This is a genomic window from Haloarchaeobius sp. HME9146, from assembly GCF_025399835.1.
In the GTDB taxonomy this organism is placed as follows: domain Archaea; phylum Halobacteriota; class Halobacteria; order Halobacteriales; family Natrialbaceae; genus Haloarchaeobius.
Genome location: NZ_JAODVR010000001.1, coordinates 1,428,893 through 1,444,466 on the forward strand (window position 1 = coordinate 1,428,893; position 15,574 = coordinate 1,444,466).

Genomic DNA, 15,574 nt, shown 5'->3' on the forward strand with positions numbered 1-15,574 from the left:
TGTCCAGATGACACCAAGCGCAAAGATTCATTCGACTACGCGGGCCATCGCGTCGGTCGCGGCAGCGGCCACGTCCTCGGGGACGAGGGGCGCGTCGTCCCACGCAGGAAGCCGGGTGTCGACCGTGGGCTCGACGACCGCGTCGGCGTAGGTCGCGACCTGGTCGCGCTCGCCGGCTACGTCGAACTCGAGCCCGTTGAACTTCGCGTCGGCGGCGTACTGCCGCACGAGGGTTCCCGCCGCGTCCTCGAATCGCGCGGGGAGGGTGTCGAAGTCCGGCTCGATGCCGTGGTCGGCGAGCGCGTTGAACAGCGCCCGGCCGACCTGGGTCGACATGTCCGAGAGACCGGTCGGCCCCGAGACGGACCGATGGTCGTGCTCGTGGCGGCCGAGGTCGACCTGTGCAGTCCCCTCGAACCCGGCGTACTCGAAGGTGTCCGCGAGCACGCCGACTTCGAGTCCGAAGGCGCGCTGGGCACGCACCTGCCGGGCGAGGTCGGCCGTCATGGCGAACTCGCCGGCGAGCGCGTACCGGAAGGCGTCGAGGTAGTCGAGGAACGGGTGGTCGTGGGCGTCGTCGAGTGCGCGGACCAGGGGCGTGTAGAACAGCCGGAACAGCCGGCCGTACAGCTGATTGTTCTCGACGCGGGCGTAGTAGCCCTTCGAGAAGTCGAACCCCTGGTCGAGCGGGGAGAGCAGGCGCGGGACGTGGGCCTCGCTGTAGCTCTTCGTGTCGGCGTCGTGGACGACGACGTAGTCGGCGCGCTCGGCGGCGAGCCCGAGCGCCAGCCACACGTCGCGACCCTTCCCGAACCCGTTCTCCAGGCCGTGTTCGTGCAGGAGGTCGGAGACCGAGTCGGCCGAGCACCACAGCAACTCGATGTCGAGGTCGAACGAGCCGAGCCACTCGTGGAAGTCTGGGACGCGCTCTGCCGGGGCGCGCAGGGGGACGATGACCGAGGCGGGGTCCACCTCGGCGAGCGTCGAGAGCACCTGCTCGGCGGCGAGTCCCGCGTACTCCCGCTCGGTCATGGGAACCACGACGGCGGTCCGGTCGGTGGGGGCGTCCGGGCAGGGGTTCGTCAGGTCGTGGAGCGTCGCGACCCGCTCCTGGACGTACTCCATCACCCGCCATTCAGGACCGGAGTTAAAAAACGGCCCCGACTTGGGGCGCGGGTTGCCGACTCTGCCAGGGTCGGCAGTCGCCGGCAGTCAGTCCGCACCGGTCGGGAGCCGGTCCAGCCGGTAGAGGACGACGAGGATGCCGAGGATGGCGACGAGTATCACCGCGAAGCCGCGGTACACCTCGTCGTACTGGAGTCCGAGGTCGACGAGCGCGCCGACGGTGACACTCCCCGTGGCCCCGACGAGCATCACCACGCCCGAGTAGAGCGCGTACGCCGACGCCCGGTTCTCGTCGGGGAGCGACCCGAGCAGGAACGTGTCCATCGCGGGGAACGTCGAGTGGACGACGTAGCCGAGGACCAGGGTGACGACCACGATGGGGAGGAAGCCCGAGACGTACGTCAGCGCCAGCAGGCAGCCCGCGAACGCCCCGAGAACGCCGAGTAACAGGGGGACGTGCGGGATGCGGTCCGCGAGGTCGCCGGTGAGGAAGAACGCGGGGACACCAGCGAGGAACACCAGCGTCAGCAGGGTGCGACCCTGCGCGGGCGCGAGGCCCTTCGCGACCGAGAGGTAGCGGACGTAGAGGTTGAACAGCCCGTTCCAGACGAACCCGGTCCCGCCGAGGACGACGACACCGGTCAGGATGATGCGCCACTGGCGCTTCAGCGCGACCAGCAGGTTCCGGTCGTCGGCCCCGGCAGTCGGCATCGCGGAGCGGCTGGCGACCCGGTAGAACGCGACGGTCGTCACCGCGGCCACGACCGCGAGGGTGAGCATCACCACGCGCCAGGCCGCCAGCTCGCCCAGCCCCGGAACCTGCCAGGACTCCCGGAGCAACACGAGGCCGACGAACAGCGGCGCGCCCACGGCCGCGAGCTGGCTCGACATCCCGTGGATGCCGATGGCGCGGCCGACGCGCTCTGGGAACAGTTCGCTCACGAGCGGGTTCGCGGCGATGAAGTACGCGCCGCTGGCCAGGCCCATGAGGAACGCACCGAGGTAGACCAGCGTGAGGGACCCGGCGAAGGCGGTGAACGTCGTCGCGACCGTGAGGACGACGCCGGTCCCGAGGACCACCCGGTGCCGGGGGACCCGGGTCAGCAGGTAGCCGGTCGGAATCCTGGGAAGGGCGCTGCCGACCCACGCCAGCGTCGCGATGAGGCCCACGGCCCCCTCCGAGGTGATGCCGAACGCCGCCCGGAACGGGTCGAGCAGGGGTGCGAAGACGACGCGGGCGAAGTTGACGAGGAACACCATCGCACAGAGCGACCCGAACACACGCCAGCGACGAACCTCGTCGCCATCACGTGTGTCGGTCCGTGCAGTCACGTTCGGACCTATCGACCGGGTCGATTCAAACTTTTCGAATCGAAAGCCGAGACACCACGGTACTTTTGGCCTCCCCCATCGTAGCGCCGCTTATGAAGTCGGTCAGGAAAGCCCTACGCGACGGCACGCTCGAGAAGGACACGTACGAACGTCTCAACTGCGCAGAGTGCGGGAAGACACTGAAGACCAAGAACGACCCGGACGCCATCGGGACGGTACGAACCTGTCCGGACTGTGGCGGCGAGTGGAAAGAGATCAGATAATCACGGGGTCGCGGGGGCGATTCTCTTGTTTCGAGTCGGGAGCCGTGGCTGTCGAGCGACGGCTCACTCGAACGTCGAGTCGAACGCGTCCGCGCCCATCGGGTCGAACGTCCCCGCGGCGACGTTCTCCTCGACGTGTTCCGGGCGGCTCATGCCGACCAGCGAACTCGTCACGCCGGGGGCCGACCGCGCGAAGTTGATTGCCTGTTGAACTACTGAATCACCCGCGAGCTTCGCGGCCACCTCGTCCGGCAACTCGCTCGTCAGGTCGCCCTGCAGGATGGACGCGCTGGTGAACACGTCGAGGTCCGCCTGGTGGGCGAGCGCGAGGGTGCTGACGGTGCCATCGGCCGAGGACTGGCCCTCGACGGTGAAGGCGTCGGCCATGTGGACGTTGAAGGGAAGCTGAATCGCGCGGAAGTGCGTCGCCGCGTTCCCGACGGTCTTGGCGGCCGACCGGGCACGCCCGACGACCTCCGACAGCGAGAGGTAGGAGTCGTGTCCGGGGCCGACACGGAAGCACTCCCAGCTCGCCACACCGTAGTGCTGGATGTCGCCCTCGTCGGCGCGCCGTTCCAGCAGCTCGAAGGTCGCTTCCAGCTGGTCGTACACCTCCTCGTGTGACTTCTGGACCAGTTGCGTCTCGGGGTTGTGGACGTAGTAGAGGTCGATGTGGTCCAGCCCGAGGTTGTCGAGCGAGCGGTCGAGCTGGTCGGCGATGTAGCCCGGCACGATGCAGTGACACCCGCTCACGAGGTCGTCGGGGTCGACGATGCCCGAATCGACGTACTCCGACTGCACGTACTGGCCCGGGTTGGCGGGGCGCTCGCCGTCGAACGGGACGAACCCGCCCTTCGTCGAGACGAGGACGGCGTCGCGCTCGACGTCGGCCTCGCGCACCGCCCCGCCGACGACGCGCTCGGAGCGCTGACAGCGGTAGTTGATGGCGGTGTCGACGACGTTGATGCCCGACTCCAGCGCTTTCACGATGGACTCGTGGTAGCGCTCGTCGACTTCGTCCGTCGGGTCACCGAGGTACGTCCCGACGCCGATGCTCGACACGAGGCTGTCGCCGAAGCGCCGGAAGTACGTCCGGCCGAACGACTCGTGGAACGCGTCGCGGTAGGCCCACGTCGCCGTGCTCGTAACCATGGCCGTCGGTTCGGTCGTGGGAAAGAAAAGCCGTCCGTTCGGCGGTCACTGGCGCTCGCCGGCGAGCGCGTCGAACAGCCGCTGCTTGAACTGGTCGCGCGAGACGCCCTTCGAGGGGCCGAGACCCTCCATATGGTCCTTGGAGATCTGGCCGCCGCCCATGCGGGCGTGGCCACCGGCCTCGGCCATGGGGATGTCCGCGACGACGGTCCGGAGCGCCTCGCCCATGTGCAGCCGGTCGTCGCGCGACCGCCCCGACATGTGGATGGTGCCGTCTTTCTCGCCGTAGACGACGACCGCTGAGACACCTTCGAGGTGCATCAGTTCGTCCGCTGCCTGCGGAATCGCGTCGACGTTCGGTATCGCGCCTAGGTCACAGACGCCGAACGGACCGTCGACGTCGACCTCGTGGATGGCCTTCGCCTTCGTCTTCAGGACCTCCCGGGGGACCTGCGGGTTGGCGATGCGGTCGAGCAGGTCCTCGTTCACACCCGGGTAGAGGTAGCTGCTGGCGGAGAACTCCGCGGAGGAACAGCCCTTCGTGAGGTGGTTGGTGTCGGACTGGATGCCGTACACCATCCCCGTCGCGGTGCGCGGCGGGAGGCTCACACCGTCACCGTTGCCGTTGCCGACCGACGCGTCGAGTTCGTCGAAGTACTCCGCGAAGATGGTCGCACACGCGCCGTAGTCGGTCCGGATGTCGGTGAACGCGGTGCCGGTGCCGTTCCCGGGGTGGTGGTCGACGACCGCGTACGGTTCGACGCCCTGCGAGCCCTGGAAGCCGCGGGGCGTGTTGTGGTCGACGAGGACGACCGCGTCGCCGGCGAGGTCGGCGGCCGTCTCGATGTGTTCGGCCTCGAGGTCGAGGACCGTTCTGAAGGCCCGGTTCTCCTGGTGGCGTATCTCGCCGGGGAACTGCAGCGTCGCGTCCACCCCGGCGTGTCGACAGAGCTGTGCGACGGCCATCCCGCTGGCCATCGCGTCCGGGTCCGGGTTCGGATGAAGGAGGATGCTGACCGCGTCGTTCTTGCGAATCGCCCGGAGGAACTTCTCGCCATCGGTCCGGCGGAGTCGCTTCAGGCCGACCCAGCCGCCGAGCCCGAGGACCAGCACGGCCGCGACGAGCCCACCCAGTACCAGGGGGTCACTCGGCGCGGAGTCGACGACGCCGGCGACACGGGAACTCACGGTCGCCGGGGTGGCAGCGAACCACATATTCCAGTTCTCACGGGCGACCGGTAAGAAGGTTCCCCAAGCCCCTCAAGCGTGTCTCTGACGGTACAAATCGACCGCGTGACGGTATCCTTCGCGGAACGTCGGGTACCTGAACTCGTAGCCGAGGGCCCGGAGTTTCTCGTTCGAACACCGCTTCGAGGTCCTGAGTCGACGTTCACCTGCGTCGGAGAGGTCGCCCTGCGCGAGGCGCTCCTCGATGGTCTGCTTCGGCGGCTCGTCGACCGCGGCCTGTTCGGCCAGCCAGTCCGCGAACGTCCACTTCGAGACGGGTTCGTCGTCGGTGACCTGCACGACCTCGCCGCGAGCGAGGTCCTCGGTGAGGAGATACGCCACTGCACCGGCAGCGTCCTCGCCGTGGACCATGTTCAGGTAGCCCTCGGTGACCGGCCCTTCAAGATAGCGCTCCAGCCGGTAGCGGTCGGGGCCGTACAGTCCCGAGAACCGGGCGACGGTCCCGTCGATGCCGAACTCCTCGCCCGCGCCGAGGGCGAGTTCCTCCGCCTCGACCAGCACCTCGGTCTTCGGCGTGGTCGGCGAGAGCGGCGTCTCCTCGTCCACCAGGTCGCCGTCATGGTCGCCGTGGACACCCGTGCTGGAGGTGTAGACCAGCCGTTCCGGCGGGTCCTCGCGCTCGGAGAAGTGTGAGAGCACAGTCCGCATCCCGTCGACGTAGATTCGGCGGGCCGCGTCGGCCCCACGGCCACCGGTGCTGGCCGCGTAGACGAGCGCGTCGACGTCCGGTATCGCCGCGAGCGAGTCCGCATCGAGCAGGTCCGCCTGGACCGCGGTGAATCCAGACCCTTCGATGGCGGCGATTCCGTCGTCGGAGCGTCTGACCCCGATGGCTTCGTGGCCAGCTTCGGTCAGCTGTCGTCCCAGTTCGAGCCCGACGTACCCACAGCCGAGAATCGCGACACGCATTTGCACGGACGTTGGGAGTCCCCACTGATACCGCTACCGTTGTGTGACAAAAGCCGCCAGTTCAGGGCTGTTTGCTGGCGATGACGTGCTGGATGTGGACGAACTCGTGGAACGACATCGGGGCGCGGCGTTCGATCTTCTGCTGGACCTCGGTCGGGTCCAGGTCGAGCGAGCCGTCGAGGTCGGCCGCCACGGTCTCGATGTCCATCACGCCGGTCGTCATGCCGAGCAGGAGGTGCTCGCAGGCCATCGTGACCACGGTCTCGGGGTCGGCGACACCGTCGGCCAGCGACTGCACTTCCGCGGCCTCTTCGAGACTGAAATCCTCGGGGAGGTCGCCCTCGGCGAGTGCCTTCACGCTCGACTTGTCGAGGCCCGTCGACCCGACGACCGTGTCGATACCGACGCTGTCGACGACCGCGGCGAGGTCCTCAGCGTACTCGGCTTCGAGGTCGGCCGGCGACAGCCCCGACACGTCCATCCGCTGTTCGTGGAACATGAGCGGACGCTTCGGTGGGCCGGTACAAGGGCTTGCTGCATCCGGTCGAGGCGGTCGTGTTCGTGGACTCGCGCGGCGGCCACACCGTCGGCCCGGGACAGGGCCAGCCCGGCGAGCGCTCGTCCATGTTCCCGTCGAAGTCGCCGACACCGTTCTTGCCGGGCGGGACGACCACCAGCACGCCGACTTGATTCTCGAAGGTGACGCGGTCGGCCCGGCCGAGTCGTTCCCGGACGCCGTCGCCGTCGAGGTCGACCGCGACGGGGCCGCCGTCACGACTGTAGACGAACGACCCACCGGGGTCGTCGGGGCCGCCCTGGCGCGCCCGGACGGTGAACCGGGCGTAGGTCCCGCGGACGTCGACCACCCAGACGTTCGCCGTGGCGACCCAGGAGTAGAACGGGACGAGGGGCAGGCCCGCGAACACCGACAGCTTCGATTCGTTCCCGTACCGGGACGCCCGCGCCCCGCGGTCGAACTCGGCTGCCCCCGCCGTGTTGGCCGCCTTGGCCAGCGTGTCCTGTTTCGCCCGGAGGAAGCCCACGGCGTCCGCGACGGCCGCCTCGTCCGTTCTGGCGGTCTCTGACCGGACGGCGTCTCGTATCGACACTCGCGCGAGGACGGTCAGTTCGTCGCGCCAGCGGGTGGTGTTGGGTCGGGGCGACTGGGCGAGCACCGTGTCCGCAACCGCGGGCGCAAGCGAGCCGTTCACCGCGGCCTGTGCTCGCGTGCCGGTCGTCGGCCAGCGGTCCAGGGCCGCCGCGACCGCCGTCTCGGCGTCCGGTCGGTTCAGGTCGGTCTCGGCCGCGAGGTCGGCCGCGACGCGGTCCTGGACGCCCGAGAGCGAGTCCGAAACCGAGGTTTCCAGTGCGGCCCGCTTCCGGTTTGCTGCTTCCGCCTCGACGAGACTGCTCGCGTACTCCATCGCGACCAGCGCTCGCGTCGCGACCCGCAGGTCGACGGTCGAGGTGTCGGCGTCCCCGGTCGATGCGTCGACCACGGTGTCGCCCGCGTCGCCGTAGGGGACGGTGAACAGGTTGATGTTCCGCGCCGCGAGGGGGTGAAAGCCCGAGGAGCGGATGGCCGGTGCGCGATGGCTCTCGACCTCGTTCACCACCAGGTACGACGGGACGCCGTCGACCGCCAACTGGACCGGCCCGGTCGGGCCGCCGTGGCCGAAGGACCGGCTCTCGGGGACCGTCGCCCGCTCCTGGGCATCCATCGTCGCCGCCAGGCTGTCGAGGGAGAGGCCGTAGTCTCCGAGGACCGACCCGAGGCCCTGCCGGCTCCGGGCTGTCGCGTCAGCGCGCTCGCGCAGTTCCGCGCGGACGTGGTCGAGGTAGGCGACGCGAACCGCGGTTCGGGCGCGCTCGGCGACGCTGTCGTACCGGGCTGGCGCCTCCACGAGTTCTGCTTGCCTTTCCCGTATCCGATTCGCGAGGCCGAGTGCTGGAGTCGCGGTCGTGGCGAGGTCGCCGCGGGCGCGTTCGACCGAGAGATTCCGGACGGTCTCTCTGAGTTCGGGTAGCCCGGCGTACACGAACGACTCGATTCCTGCTGGGGGCTCGCCGGACAGTCGGGTCGAGCCCTCGTCGAGGTCTGCGGTGACGGCCCGGCGCGCAAGGGCGTCAGGGCCGCCGCGCGAATCCACGAGGTCCCCTGCGGGGGCCCGCACGTCGACCAGATTCCCGCCACCGAGTGGGCCGGGCTGCTCGAACACACCCCGGATGGGTCTGTCAGGGCCGGCTGCGCCCGGCGAGGGAGTCGCGACGACCGCCAGCCCGACCCGGAAGCGACTGCTGTGGGTCACCGCTGTCACCCGGGTCTCGGGCGAACTCGCGTTCCAGGGCAGGTCGGCGGAGCGGTTCGCAGCTCGCCAGTGCCACCGCGTCGTCCGGGTGACGTTCACGACGCGCTCGTAGGTCTGCAGGCGGGACAGCCCGTGCTGGGGAGCCGGGAGCGTGGCGTCTCCAGACTCGACAGCCGCCGACTCGAATTCCTTGGTCCCGACCAGCTCCCACCCCTCTCCCGGCGATTCGGGTTCCGGTTCCGGCTCGTGGGCGACGCGAGTCACGCTCGCCCGGAGAGAGACGTCCGCGCTGTAGGTCTCGCGGACGATGTCGGCGAGCGAGTCCGACTCGGAGCCGTCGCCACTCTCGGCCAACAGGTCCCTGAAGGCGTCGTCAGCGCTCTCGTTGACACCGACCCTGACCGGGTCGCTGGCGGTCGTCTCGGGCTCGGTCGGCGCGGGAATATCCGGCCCGGCGTTGGCGAGCGTCCCGCCCGGGTCGCCGAGGACGAGATCCAGCCACTCTTCAGGTGAGACCCCGGTCTCGACGGACTGTGCCTGTCCGATGACCTCGCTCGCGAGGATGCGGGCACGGGCTCTCCCGAGTGCGCGCTTCCCGGCGTCGTCCGGGCGGCCGAAGCTTCCCTTCTGTGTCGCGAGGGCGGCCTCGTTCGCCGAGAGCGAGACGTACGAGGTGGAGAGGACGTTCGAGACGACACCGCCGTCCTGGCCCTGCTTGCCGGCCGTGCTGGTGCCGTACTGGACGTAGCCTCGCGCCCATGCCCAGGCGTACAGGCGGGCGGCGAACTGCCGACCGAAACCGGGTCCCTCCGTCGGGCCGCGGTTCAGCCGGGCCTCGAAGTCGGTCACGCGCTCGTGGACGAGCAGGACGGGGGTCGCGGCGGTGAACCGGACCGTCCGTTCCTCGACGGCGACGACCCGGCCGCCGACGCGAACCCTGACGGTGACGTTCTCGATTCGGACTCGCATGGTCCCGTTGCCGGTCTGTTCGAGGTGGACTCGGTGTTTCGCCAGCCGTGCCGTGGTCGGGTCGGCGATGAGCGGCAGACTCGCCATCGCGTGGGCGTCCCCGACACGAACGTCGACCTCCGAGAGCGCGGTCTGTACCTGCCGGTAGATTCGCAGGCGAAGCACGTCACGGAACGGTGCCGAATCGTTCAGAATCCGGCCGTAGGGCGTGTCCGCGGTCGACAGCACGGGGTTCGCGCCGGCGTTGGCGCTCGCCCGCCGGACTGCGCCCCGGAGCGCGGTGCTCACTGCGGTATCGGCCCGTTCTGCGGCGAGGTCCGCCTGTGGGGTTGCCCCGCCGGGTGCTCGCGTCGCGAGCGTGCCGACCAGCGTCGCGCTACTGACCAGCAGAAGGACGCCGACGAGGGCGAAGGGGACCCGCGCCCGCTCGTCATCTGCCAGTCTCACGCCGACCACGTCCTGACGGTGACGACGACGGTCCCTGGTGCAATCGCGTCGGCTGCCGTGGCTGGCGAGTCATATCGACTGCGAAGCGCAGGTTCGACCCGCCCCGCGAGGGCCGCGGTCAGTCGCTGGTTGGCGCGATGGGCCGCCGCCTCGTCGAGTGTGCCGTCGAGGTCCGTCCCCAGGAATCCGGCCGCGCGGCGGTACCGGTACGCGGTCAGGCGGTCGCCCGGGTAGTCGCCGAGCAGGGCGAGGTGGCCCCGGTCCGGCGGGAACAGGGTTCCAATCGTGCACGAGGCCGTCCTGTAGGCCAGGTCGTTCCAGTCGTCGGGGGCGGAGGTGTCGACCACTGGCCCCACCGCGACCCGGACGCTCGCCGCGTGCACGTCGGTGGACGCCGGCGGTGTGTCTCCCACGGTGACCTGCCCGCGAACCGGGCCTTCGCCGGTCGGTTCCCAGGTCGCGACGACCTGCCAGTCATGGTCCAGGCCGCCGAGTCGTCGGTGTGTCGTGTTCGCGACGGCGCGCTCGAACTCGTTGCCAGCGTGCGAGATGGGCTGTCCGTCGACGGTGGCGTTCGCGATGGCGGCGCGGGCGAGCAGGTCGGCCAGCGACCCGTGGCTCTGGCGGTCGAACGCCTCGCCCTCGGTGTCGGGGAACGAGACGAGCGACTGGTCAGCTCGCCGTGCTCCCGGCGCGAGGGAGTACTCGACCGTCGCGGTCGTGGCGCCGAGGAGTTCGACGGCGTGGTCGGCTCCGGTCGCGTCGGAGCGGTCGGGACGCTCGGCGGTCACGACCACGAGGACGCTCGCCGAGACGAGCAGCAGGCAGAGCGTCACGTCGAGGACCGTACTGACCCCCCGTGACTGCTCGCCAGGTCTCACGGCCACACCTCCACGCGCAGGGTCCCACTGACCACGACGCCCGGGTCGAGTCGGACGCTGACCGGTCGGACCGCGGTCGAAACGTCCGGCGGCGCGGCGGGACCAGCCCGCCAGCGCTCGCCCTCGGCGGTGAGCGTGACGGCGACGTGGTAACCGTCGGGACCGGCCGTAGCCGCGGCGGCAGCGAGGCGCTCCGGGTTCGCGATGCCATCGGGCGCGACTGCGGCGTGGGCTTGCCCGAGCGTGGGCGTCGCGAGGTCGCGACGAACCTCGTCGCCGCCGTCGACCCGCGCCAGCGTGGAATCGAGCGTCCCGGCGAACAGCGCGAGGCCGACACAGACGGCGAAGACGGCCACGAGCGCGGCCGATGGCTCCAGCTGCCCCCGACAGTCTGTGGTCGCGGCTTGCCCGCTACGCATGGACCAGCGTGACATTCGTCCCCTCCCAGTGGACGCGGGTGATCAGGAGTCGGCTCCCGGCGGGTCGCCACCGTGGCTCGCCGGCGCTGGCGTGCGTCCGGGCTTCGGCGACGGCCTCGGCGAAGGCCGCTGGCGAGTCGAACACGCTCTCGGACGGCGTGCCGGTCGCGACCCGGTGGAGCCGGGTACCGGTCGTGACGGGGACGACCGGGCCGAACGCGAAGCGCGCGTGGGCGGCCCCGCCGGCGTTCCGGAGCGAGAGGCGGTGGGTGTCGAGGCGGATCGCACTCGCGTCAATCGGGTGCTCTGCCGTGGTCGGGTACGAGGCGGCCGCGACCGCGTCGACGGTGTCGGCGGCGGCCGCCGCGTCGGGAGCGGGTCTGGTCGGCAGTTCGACTGCCACGCCTGCGACGGCGAGGCTCGCCGCCGCGAGGCCGACCCAGCAGTACCACGCGTCTATCGGGAGGTCTGGCATGGCGCGTCTGGCCGCGGGTTCGTACTTGAAGGCTTGGCTGCGATTGGAAGCAAGGGATGGTCTCGTCGCTGTCGATGGGGCCTGTGTGGACGTAGTTGCGTTGGTGGGTCGTGGTGGCGTTGGTGGGCGGTGACGACGAGCGTCGTGCTCGCGCTGGCGGAGATGGAGACCGCACCACAGCCTCCCCAGCCGACTCCCTCCGCTCCGCGATGCTTCGCTCCGGTCGTCCCTCGCGCACCGCTGGCTCGCGGCCTGCTCACGGCTTCTTCTCGCGGGCTCTCGGCCCGCTCGAATGGTTCGCGGAACTTCGTTCCGCGCTATCGCCGTTCGCTTCGAGGCACTCCGTGCCTCGCCCGGCACGCTCGCCAGCGCGCGCCACAGTGGCAATTCGGTTTCCGTCGTTCACACCACCGCCCCGGCGGCCAGGAACGCCCCGAGGTACACCAGCGCCGCGGTCGGGAGGGCCCGGCCCACGCGCACACCCAGGAGGCTCCGGTCCAGCCCGTGCTGGAGTCCGGTCGCGAGTACGGTGAGGACGACCGAGAGCACGAGAACGTAGGCACCCACGGCGAGCCCGAGGTCGGCCGTGGCGAGGGCTGGGGCGGTGGCTGCGGCCGGGTCGCCACCCGCCAGGGACCCTGTCCCACCGTCGAGTCGCATCCCGTCCGCGAGCGCGACCGTCGCACCGGCGACCAGCGGCCCGAACGTCGTCGCGGTGCTTCGCAGGGTCCCCGTCACCCGGGCGAGGTCGTGCTGGCACTCGCGTTCGAGGGCCTGGAGGTCCTCCAGGTGGTCGGCCATCGAGACGAGGGCACGCCCGGCTGGCGCGCCCTCGTCGGCAGCCAGTCCGAGCAACGCGGCCGTGCTTCGGGCGCGGGGACTCGGAACGGTTGCGAGCGCGCCGTGCTCGCCCAGGAAGGCCTCGCGCACGCCGACCCGGAGCTGTCGCTGGCGGCGGCACGCCTCGGTCAGGACGGCTCCTGTTTCCCCGGCGACCTCGCTCGCTGCGTGGTCGAGCGCGGCCTCGACGGCGTCGCCCTCGGCGACCCGACGGCCGACGAGGTAGAGCGCGTCGACGAGGTTCGACTCGACGGCCGTCGCGTGGTCCCGGACGGTCGAGACGGGGCGGAACCAGACCGAGAGCGCGACGCCCGTGGCGAGTGCGGGGGCGACCAGTGGAACCAGCCAGTCCGGTGCGAGCAGGGGAACGGCGAAGACCGCCACCGTCAGCGTAACCCCGCCGGCAGCCAGCGCTCGCCAGGGGCGGTCCGGCACGGCCGGATGGTCCCGCGTGACCGCCGGTGGCGGGAACGCGACCGGCCGTCGGGTGAACAGCCAGGCGCTGGCGACGACGAGCCCGACAGGGAGCAGCCCATCGTATATCACGACGAGTGCGCCGAGCGTCACCGGGATTCCGGCGACCCGGGCCGCAGGCAGGACCGCGACGAGCGCGAGCGGGAGCAGGACGCCGAAGGCGTAGATGGCGGTGACCGGTCCCTGCACGGTCGCGGTGAAGGTGGCGAGCCGGTCACGGGTGCCCCGGAGGACCGCCGTCATCGCCCGGTCGAGGGTCCGGACGCGCTCACCGGCTGGCGCGTCGGCCGCCGCCTCGACGAGGTGGAGTGCGCGCCGGAGGGCCGGGAAGGCGTCGTGCCACGCCGCGACGAACGACCCGAACCCGGTTTCTGGGGTTCCGGCTGCCCGGCGGACGTGGCGGCCGAGACTGGCGGCCAGCGGGCCGTCGTCTGTCTCGGCGGCGAAGGCGGCTGCACCCTCGGCTGTCGGCTCGATGTGCATCCGGAGGACGGCGCGACCGACGAGGTCCGGGGCATCGCCGAGCGCGGCGGTCTGCCGGAGGCTCGCCAGCCAGACGGGAATCGAGTGGACCGCGTGCGCGAGGGCGAGGCCCACCGCGAGTGCAACCACCGGGACCGTGGCGGGGGCGAAGCCGGGGGCCGTACCGGCGACCGCGACGGGGACCGCGCCGAGGGCGGCTGTCACGTAGCCCGCTCGAGTCACCGTCTCCGGGGCGAGGTCGCTCTCGAGGAACGCGAGGGCCTGCCCGAGGTCGTCGCCGGGGTCGACGGGCCAGGGGTAGCCCCGGGCGAGATGTCGACAGGACCACGTCCCGAGGCCGCTCAACACGGTTCCCCCGGCAGGTCTGCGGGGTCGGTTCGCCCGTCAGCGACCAGTGCTGCCAGCTGGTCTGTCCGGTCGGCGAGGGCCGCTCGGACGTCCGCGTAGGTCTCCGTCGGTCCGGCGAGCGATGCCACGAGGGCGCTCTCGCCGCGGTCGATCCGGCCGGTCGAGGCGAGCGTCGTCCCGTCGAGTTCGAACAGGGACTCGAAGTGCACGCCATCAGCACCGGTCCGGACCTCCTCGATGCTCGCGACCCGACGCTGGGTTCCGGTGTCGGTCTCGACGGGGCGGCAGGTGACGACCAGGTCGGTGACGCCGAAGGAGGACTCGGGGACGCCGAGATCGGCGACGACGCGCTCGCGCACGTCGGCCCCGCCGTCGCCGTGGATGGTTCCGAGGACCGCGCTCCCGCTCGCGCCGACCCGCATCGCCTCGTAGAGGACGCGGGCCTCCTCGCCCCGGACCTCGCCGACGACCAGTGCGCCCTCACCGAGTCGCAGGGCGGTCCGGAGCGCCTCGTCGGGGGCGACGCTCGGCCCGTCGCCGGTGGTGGTGTGGAGGGCCTGTACGTCGCGCCCGCCAGCCTGGAGCGCCGAGACGGGCAGCTCCGGGGTGTCCTCGATGACGACGGTTCGGGTCTGGCGCGGGAGTTCCCACAGCAGCGCCCCGAGCGTCGTCGTCTTGCCTGCGCCGCGGGTCCCGGCGACGAGTATCGCGGCGGCACGCGCGACCGCCAGCGAGAGGAAGCCGGCCGCCTCGGCGGTGAGGCTCCCGGCGGCGACGAGTCGCGGGAGGGTCCAGGCGTCGCGCCCGTTCCGCCGGAAGGCGAACCCGTACCCATCGCTGACGGGGCGGGTGACGCCCGCGACGCGAACCGGGTCGCCGGCCATCTCGGCCGTGGCATCGAGCGTCGGACTGGCCCGGGAGAAGGCGCGCCCGCTCTCCTGGCGGAACCGGGAGGCCAGCGCGCCTGCCGCCGCCTCGGTGAGCCGGACGTTCGTCGGCATGGTGTGTCCCCCGGCGGTGACACGGAGCGGCGTCTCCCTGACCGGCGCGGAGGCGAACACGTCCGAGACGGCCGGGTCGCCGAACAGGTCGGTGAGGACGCCGTACTCGCGGGTGTGCTTGCGGAGGATGCGAGTGAGGGTCTCGACCGGGGCAGCGTCGTCGGCGACCGCCCGGACCGCCCGCCCTGGTGCTCGCGCCGCCCCGTCGATTCGGCCATCGGCGAGGTGAGCGTAGGCGTCCGCGAGTGTCTCGAGGGCCGGTTCGTCGAGCCGTGACTCGATGGGTTCGAGGTGGTAGCACCGCCGGCCCGTGGCGTCCTCGTACTCCCGGACGGTCGCATCGGTTCTTGCCTCGCGCGTGGCGACGAGCGTCGCACCGGGTGGGAGTGACGCCGCGATTCGCGCCTTGCTGACGGGTGGCCCCGAGAACGGGCGCAATGCGTCCTCGTAGCCGGCGGCCCGGTCTGCGAGGAGCGCGAGGCCGGTCTCGGCGACGAGGTCGGCGACCGGGCCTGCCCGAGCCGTCGCGTCGGCCGCGGCGCGCAGTGGGTCGGTCCGGGTACGACCCGCCAGCACCGGGTCGTGGAAGGCGGCCGCGTCGGCGAACCGGCCGGCTGCGACCAGCAACGCGGCCGCGTCGTCCTCGTAGGCCCGTTCCAGCCCGGCGGCCCTGACGACCACGCGCTCGGCGTCTCGGGATTCCAGGGCCACGATGGCGGTCGCCCGGCAGTCCGGGTCGGTCGCGAGGTCGCCGCCGGGGCAGTCTGTCGCGTCGAGCAGTAGCCGGTCACCCTCGAAGGAGACGGTGCAGCCGCAGGGGTCGTCGGTGCCGGTGCCGAGCAGCGAGTGCAGTGACATACCGGCGGTGGCCGCGGTCTCGGATTTAAACTCGGGGACGA

At 71.1% G+C, this 15,574-nt stretch carries 13 protein-coding genes; 1 reads left to right on the top strand and 12 read right to left on the bottom strand.

Features of this window, described 5'->3' with window-relative positions; genetic code table 11:
• Positions 1-27: 27 nt before the first annotated feature.
• Positions 28-1,125, bottom strand: coding sequence for a glycosyl transferase family 2 (locus N6C22_RS07260; RefSeq protein ID WP_261650431.1), 1,098 nt, complete (start codon positions 1,123-1,125; stop codon positions 28-30).
• Between the two features lie 87 nt (positions 1,126-1,212).
• Complete coding sequence (locus N6C22_RS07265) at positions 1,213-2,385, bottom strand: MFS transporter (RefSeq protein WP_261652540.1); 1,173 nt, start codon at positions 2,383-2,385, stop codon at positions 1,213-1,215.
• A 164-nt stretch (positions 2,386-2,549) separates the two neighbouring features.
• On the opposite strand from N6C22_RS07265, the gene N6C22_RS07270 reads away from it, so the two are divergent.
• Positions 2,550-2,720 (top strand): HVO_0758 family zinc finger protein, encoded by a 171-nt coding sequence (locus N6C22_RS07270; protein WP_261650432.1) that lies wholly within the window; start codon positions 2,550-2,552, stop codon positions 2,718-2,720.
• Positions 2,721-2,783: 63 nt separating this feature from the next.
• Here the strand turns inward: N6C22_RS07270 and N6C22_RS07275 are convergent, their stop codons facing one another.
• The 10 genes from N6C22_RS07275 to N6C22_RS07320 all read right to left on the bottom strand — a co-directional run bounded on the left by N6C22_RS07275 (position 2,784) and on the right by N6C22_RS07320 (position 15,533).
• Complete coding sequence (locus N6C22_RS07275) at positions 2,784-3,872, bottom strand: aldo/keto reductase (RefSeq protein ID WP_261650433.1); 1,089 nt, start codon at positions 3,870-3,872, stop codon at positions 2,784-2,786.
• Between the two features lie 45 nt (positions 3,873-3,917).
• The gene (locus tag N6C22_RS07280) at positions 3,918-5,087 is read right to left on the bottom strand and encodes a bifunctional oligoribonuclease/PAP phosphatase NrnA (protein ID WP_261650434.1); all 1,170 of its coding nucleotides are present in this window, start codon (positions 5,085-5,087) and stop codon (positions 3,918-3,920) included.
• Positions 5,088-5,132: 45 nt separating this feature from the next.
• On the bottom strand, positions 5,133-6,029 hold the full coding sequence (locus tag N6C22_RS07285) for an SDR family oxidoreductase (RefSeq protein WP_261652541.1): 897 nt from the start codon (positions 6,027-6,029) through the stop codon (positions 5,133-5,135).
• Positions 6,030-6,090: 61 nt separating this feature from the next.
• Complete coding sequence (locus N6C22_RS07290; protein WP_261650435.1) at positions 6,091-6,528, bottom strand: DUF5791 family protein; 438 nt, start codon at positions 6,526-6,528, stop codon at positions 6,091-6,093.
• Positions 6,461-9,754, bottom strand: coding sequence for a hypothetical protein (locus tag N6C22_RS07295; RefSeq protein WP_261650436.1), 3,294 nt, complete (start codon positions 9,752-9,754; stop codon positions 6,461-6,463). Before N6C22_RS07295 ends, N6C22_RS07290 begins: the two co-directional genes overlap by 68 nt.
• Complete coding sequence (locus N6C22_RS07300) at positions 9,751-10,635, bottom strand: hypothetical protein (protein WP_261650437.1); 885 nt, start codon at positions 10,633-10,635, stop codon at positions 9,751-9,753. Before N6C22_RS07300 ends, N6C22_RS07295 begins: the two co-directional genes overlap by 4 nt.
• Complete coding sequence (locus tag N6C22_RS07305; RefSeq protein ID WP_261650438.1) at positions 10,632-11,069, bottom strand: hypothetical protein; 438 nt, start codon at positions 11,067-11,069, stop codon at positions 10,632-10,634. Before N6C22_RS07305 ends, N6C22_RS07300 begins: the two co-directional genes overlap by 4 nt.
• Positions 11,047-11,529: a hypothetical protein gene (locus N6C22_RS07310; RefSeq protein ID WP_261650439.1), complete on the bottom strand. Its 483-nt coding sequence runs from the start codon at positions 11,527-11,529 to the stop codon at positions 11,047-11,049. Before N6C22_RS07310 ends, N6C22_RS07305 begins: the two co-directional genes overlap by 23 nt.
• A gap of 402 nt (positions 11,530-11,931) precedes the next feature.
• The gene (locus N6C22_RS07315; protein ID WP_369684394.1) at positions 11,932-13,674 is read right to left on the bottom strand and encodes a hypothetical protein; all 1,743 of its coding nucleotides are present in this window, start codon (positions 13,672-13,674) and stop codon (positions 11,932-11,934) included.
• Entirely contained in the window at positions 13,668-15,533 is a 1,866-nt protein-coding gene (locus N6C22_RS07320) for an ATPase, T2SS/T4P/T4SS family (protein WP_261650441.1), read from the bottom strand. The genes N6C22_RS07315 and N6C22_RS07320 overlap by 7 nt, the downstream gene beginning before the upstream one ends.
• Between the last annotated feature and the right edge of the window lie 41 nt (positions 15,534-15,574).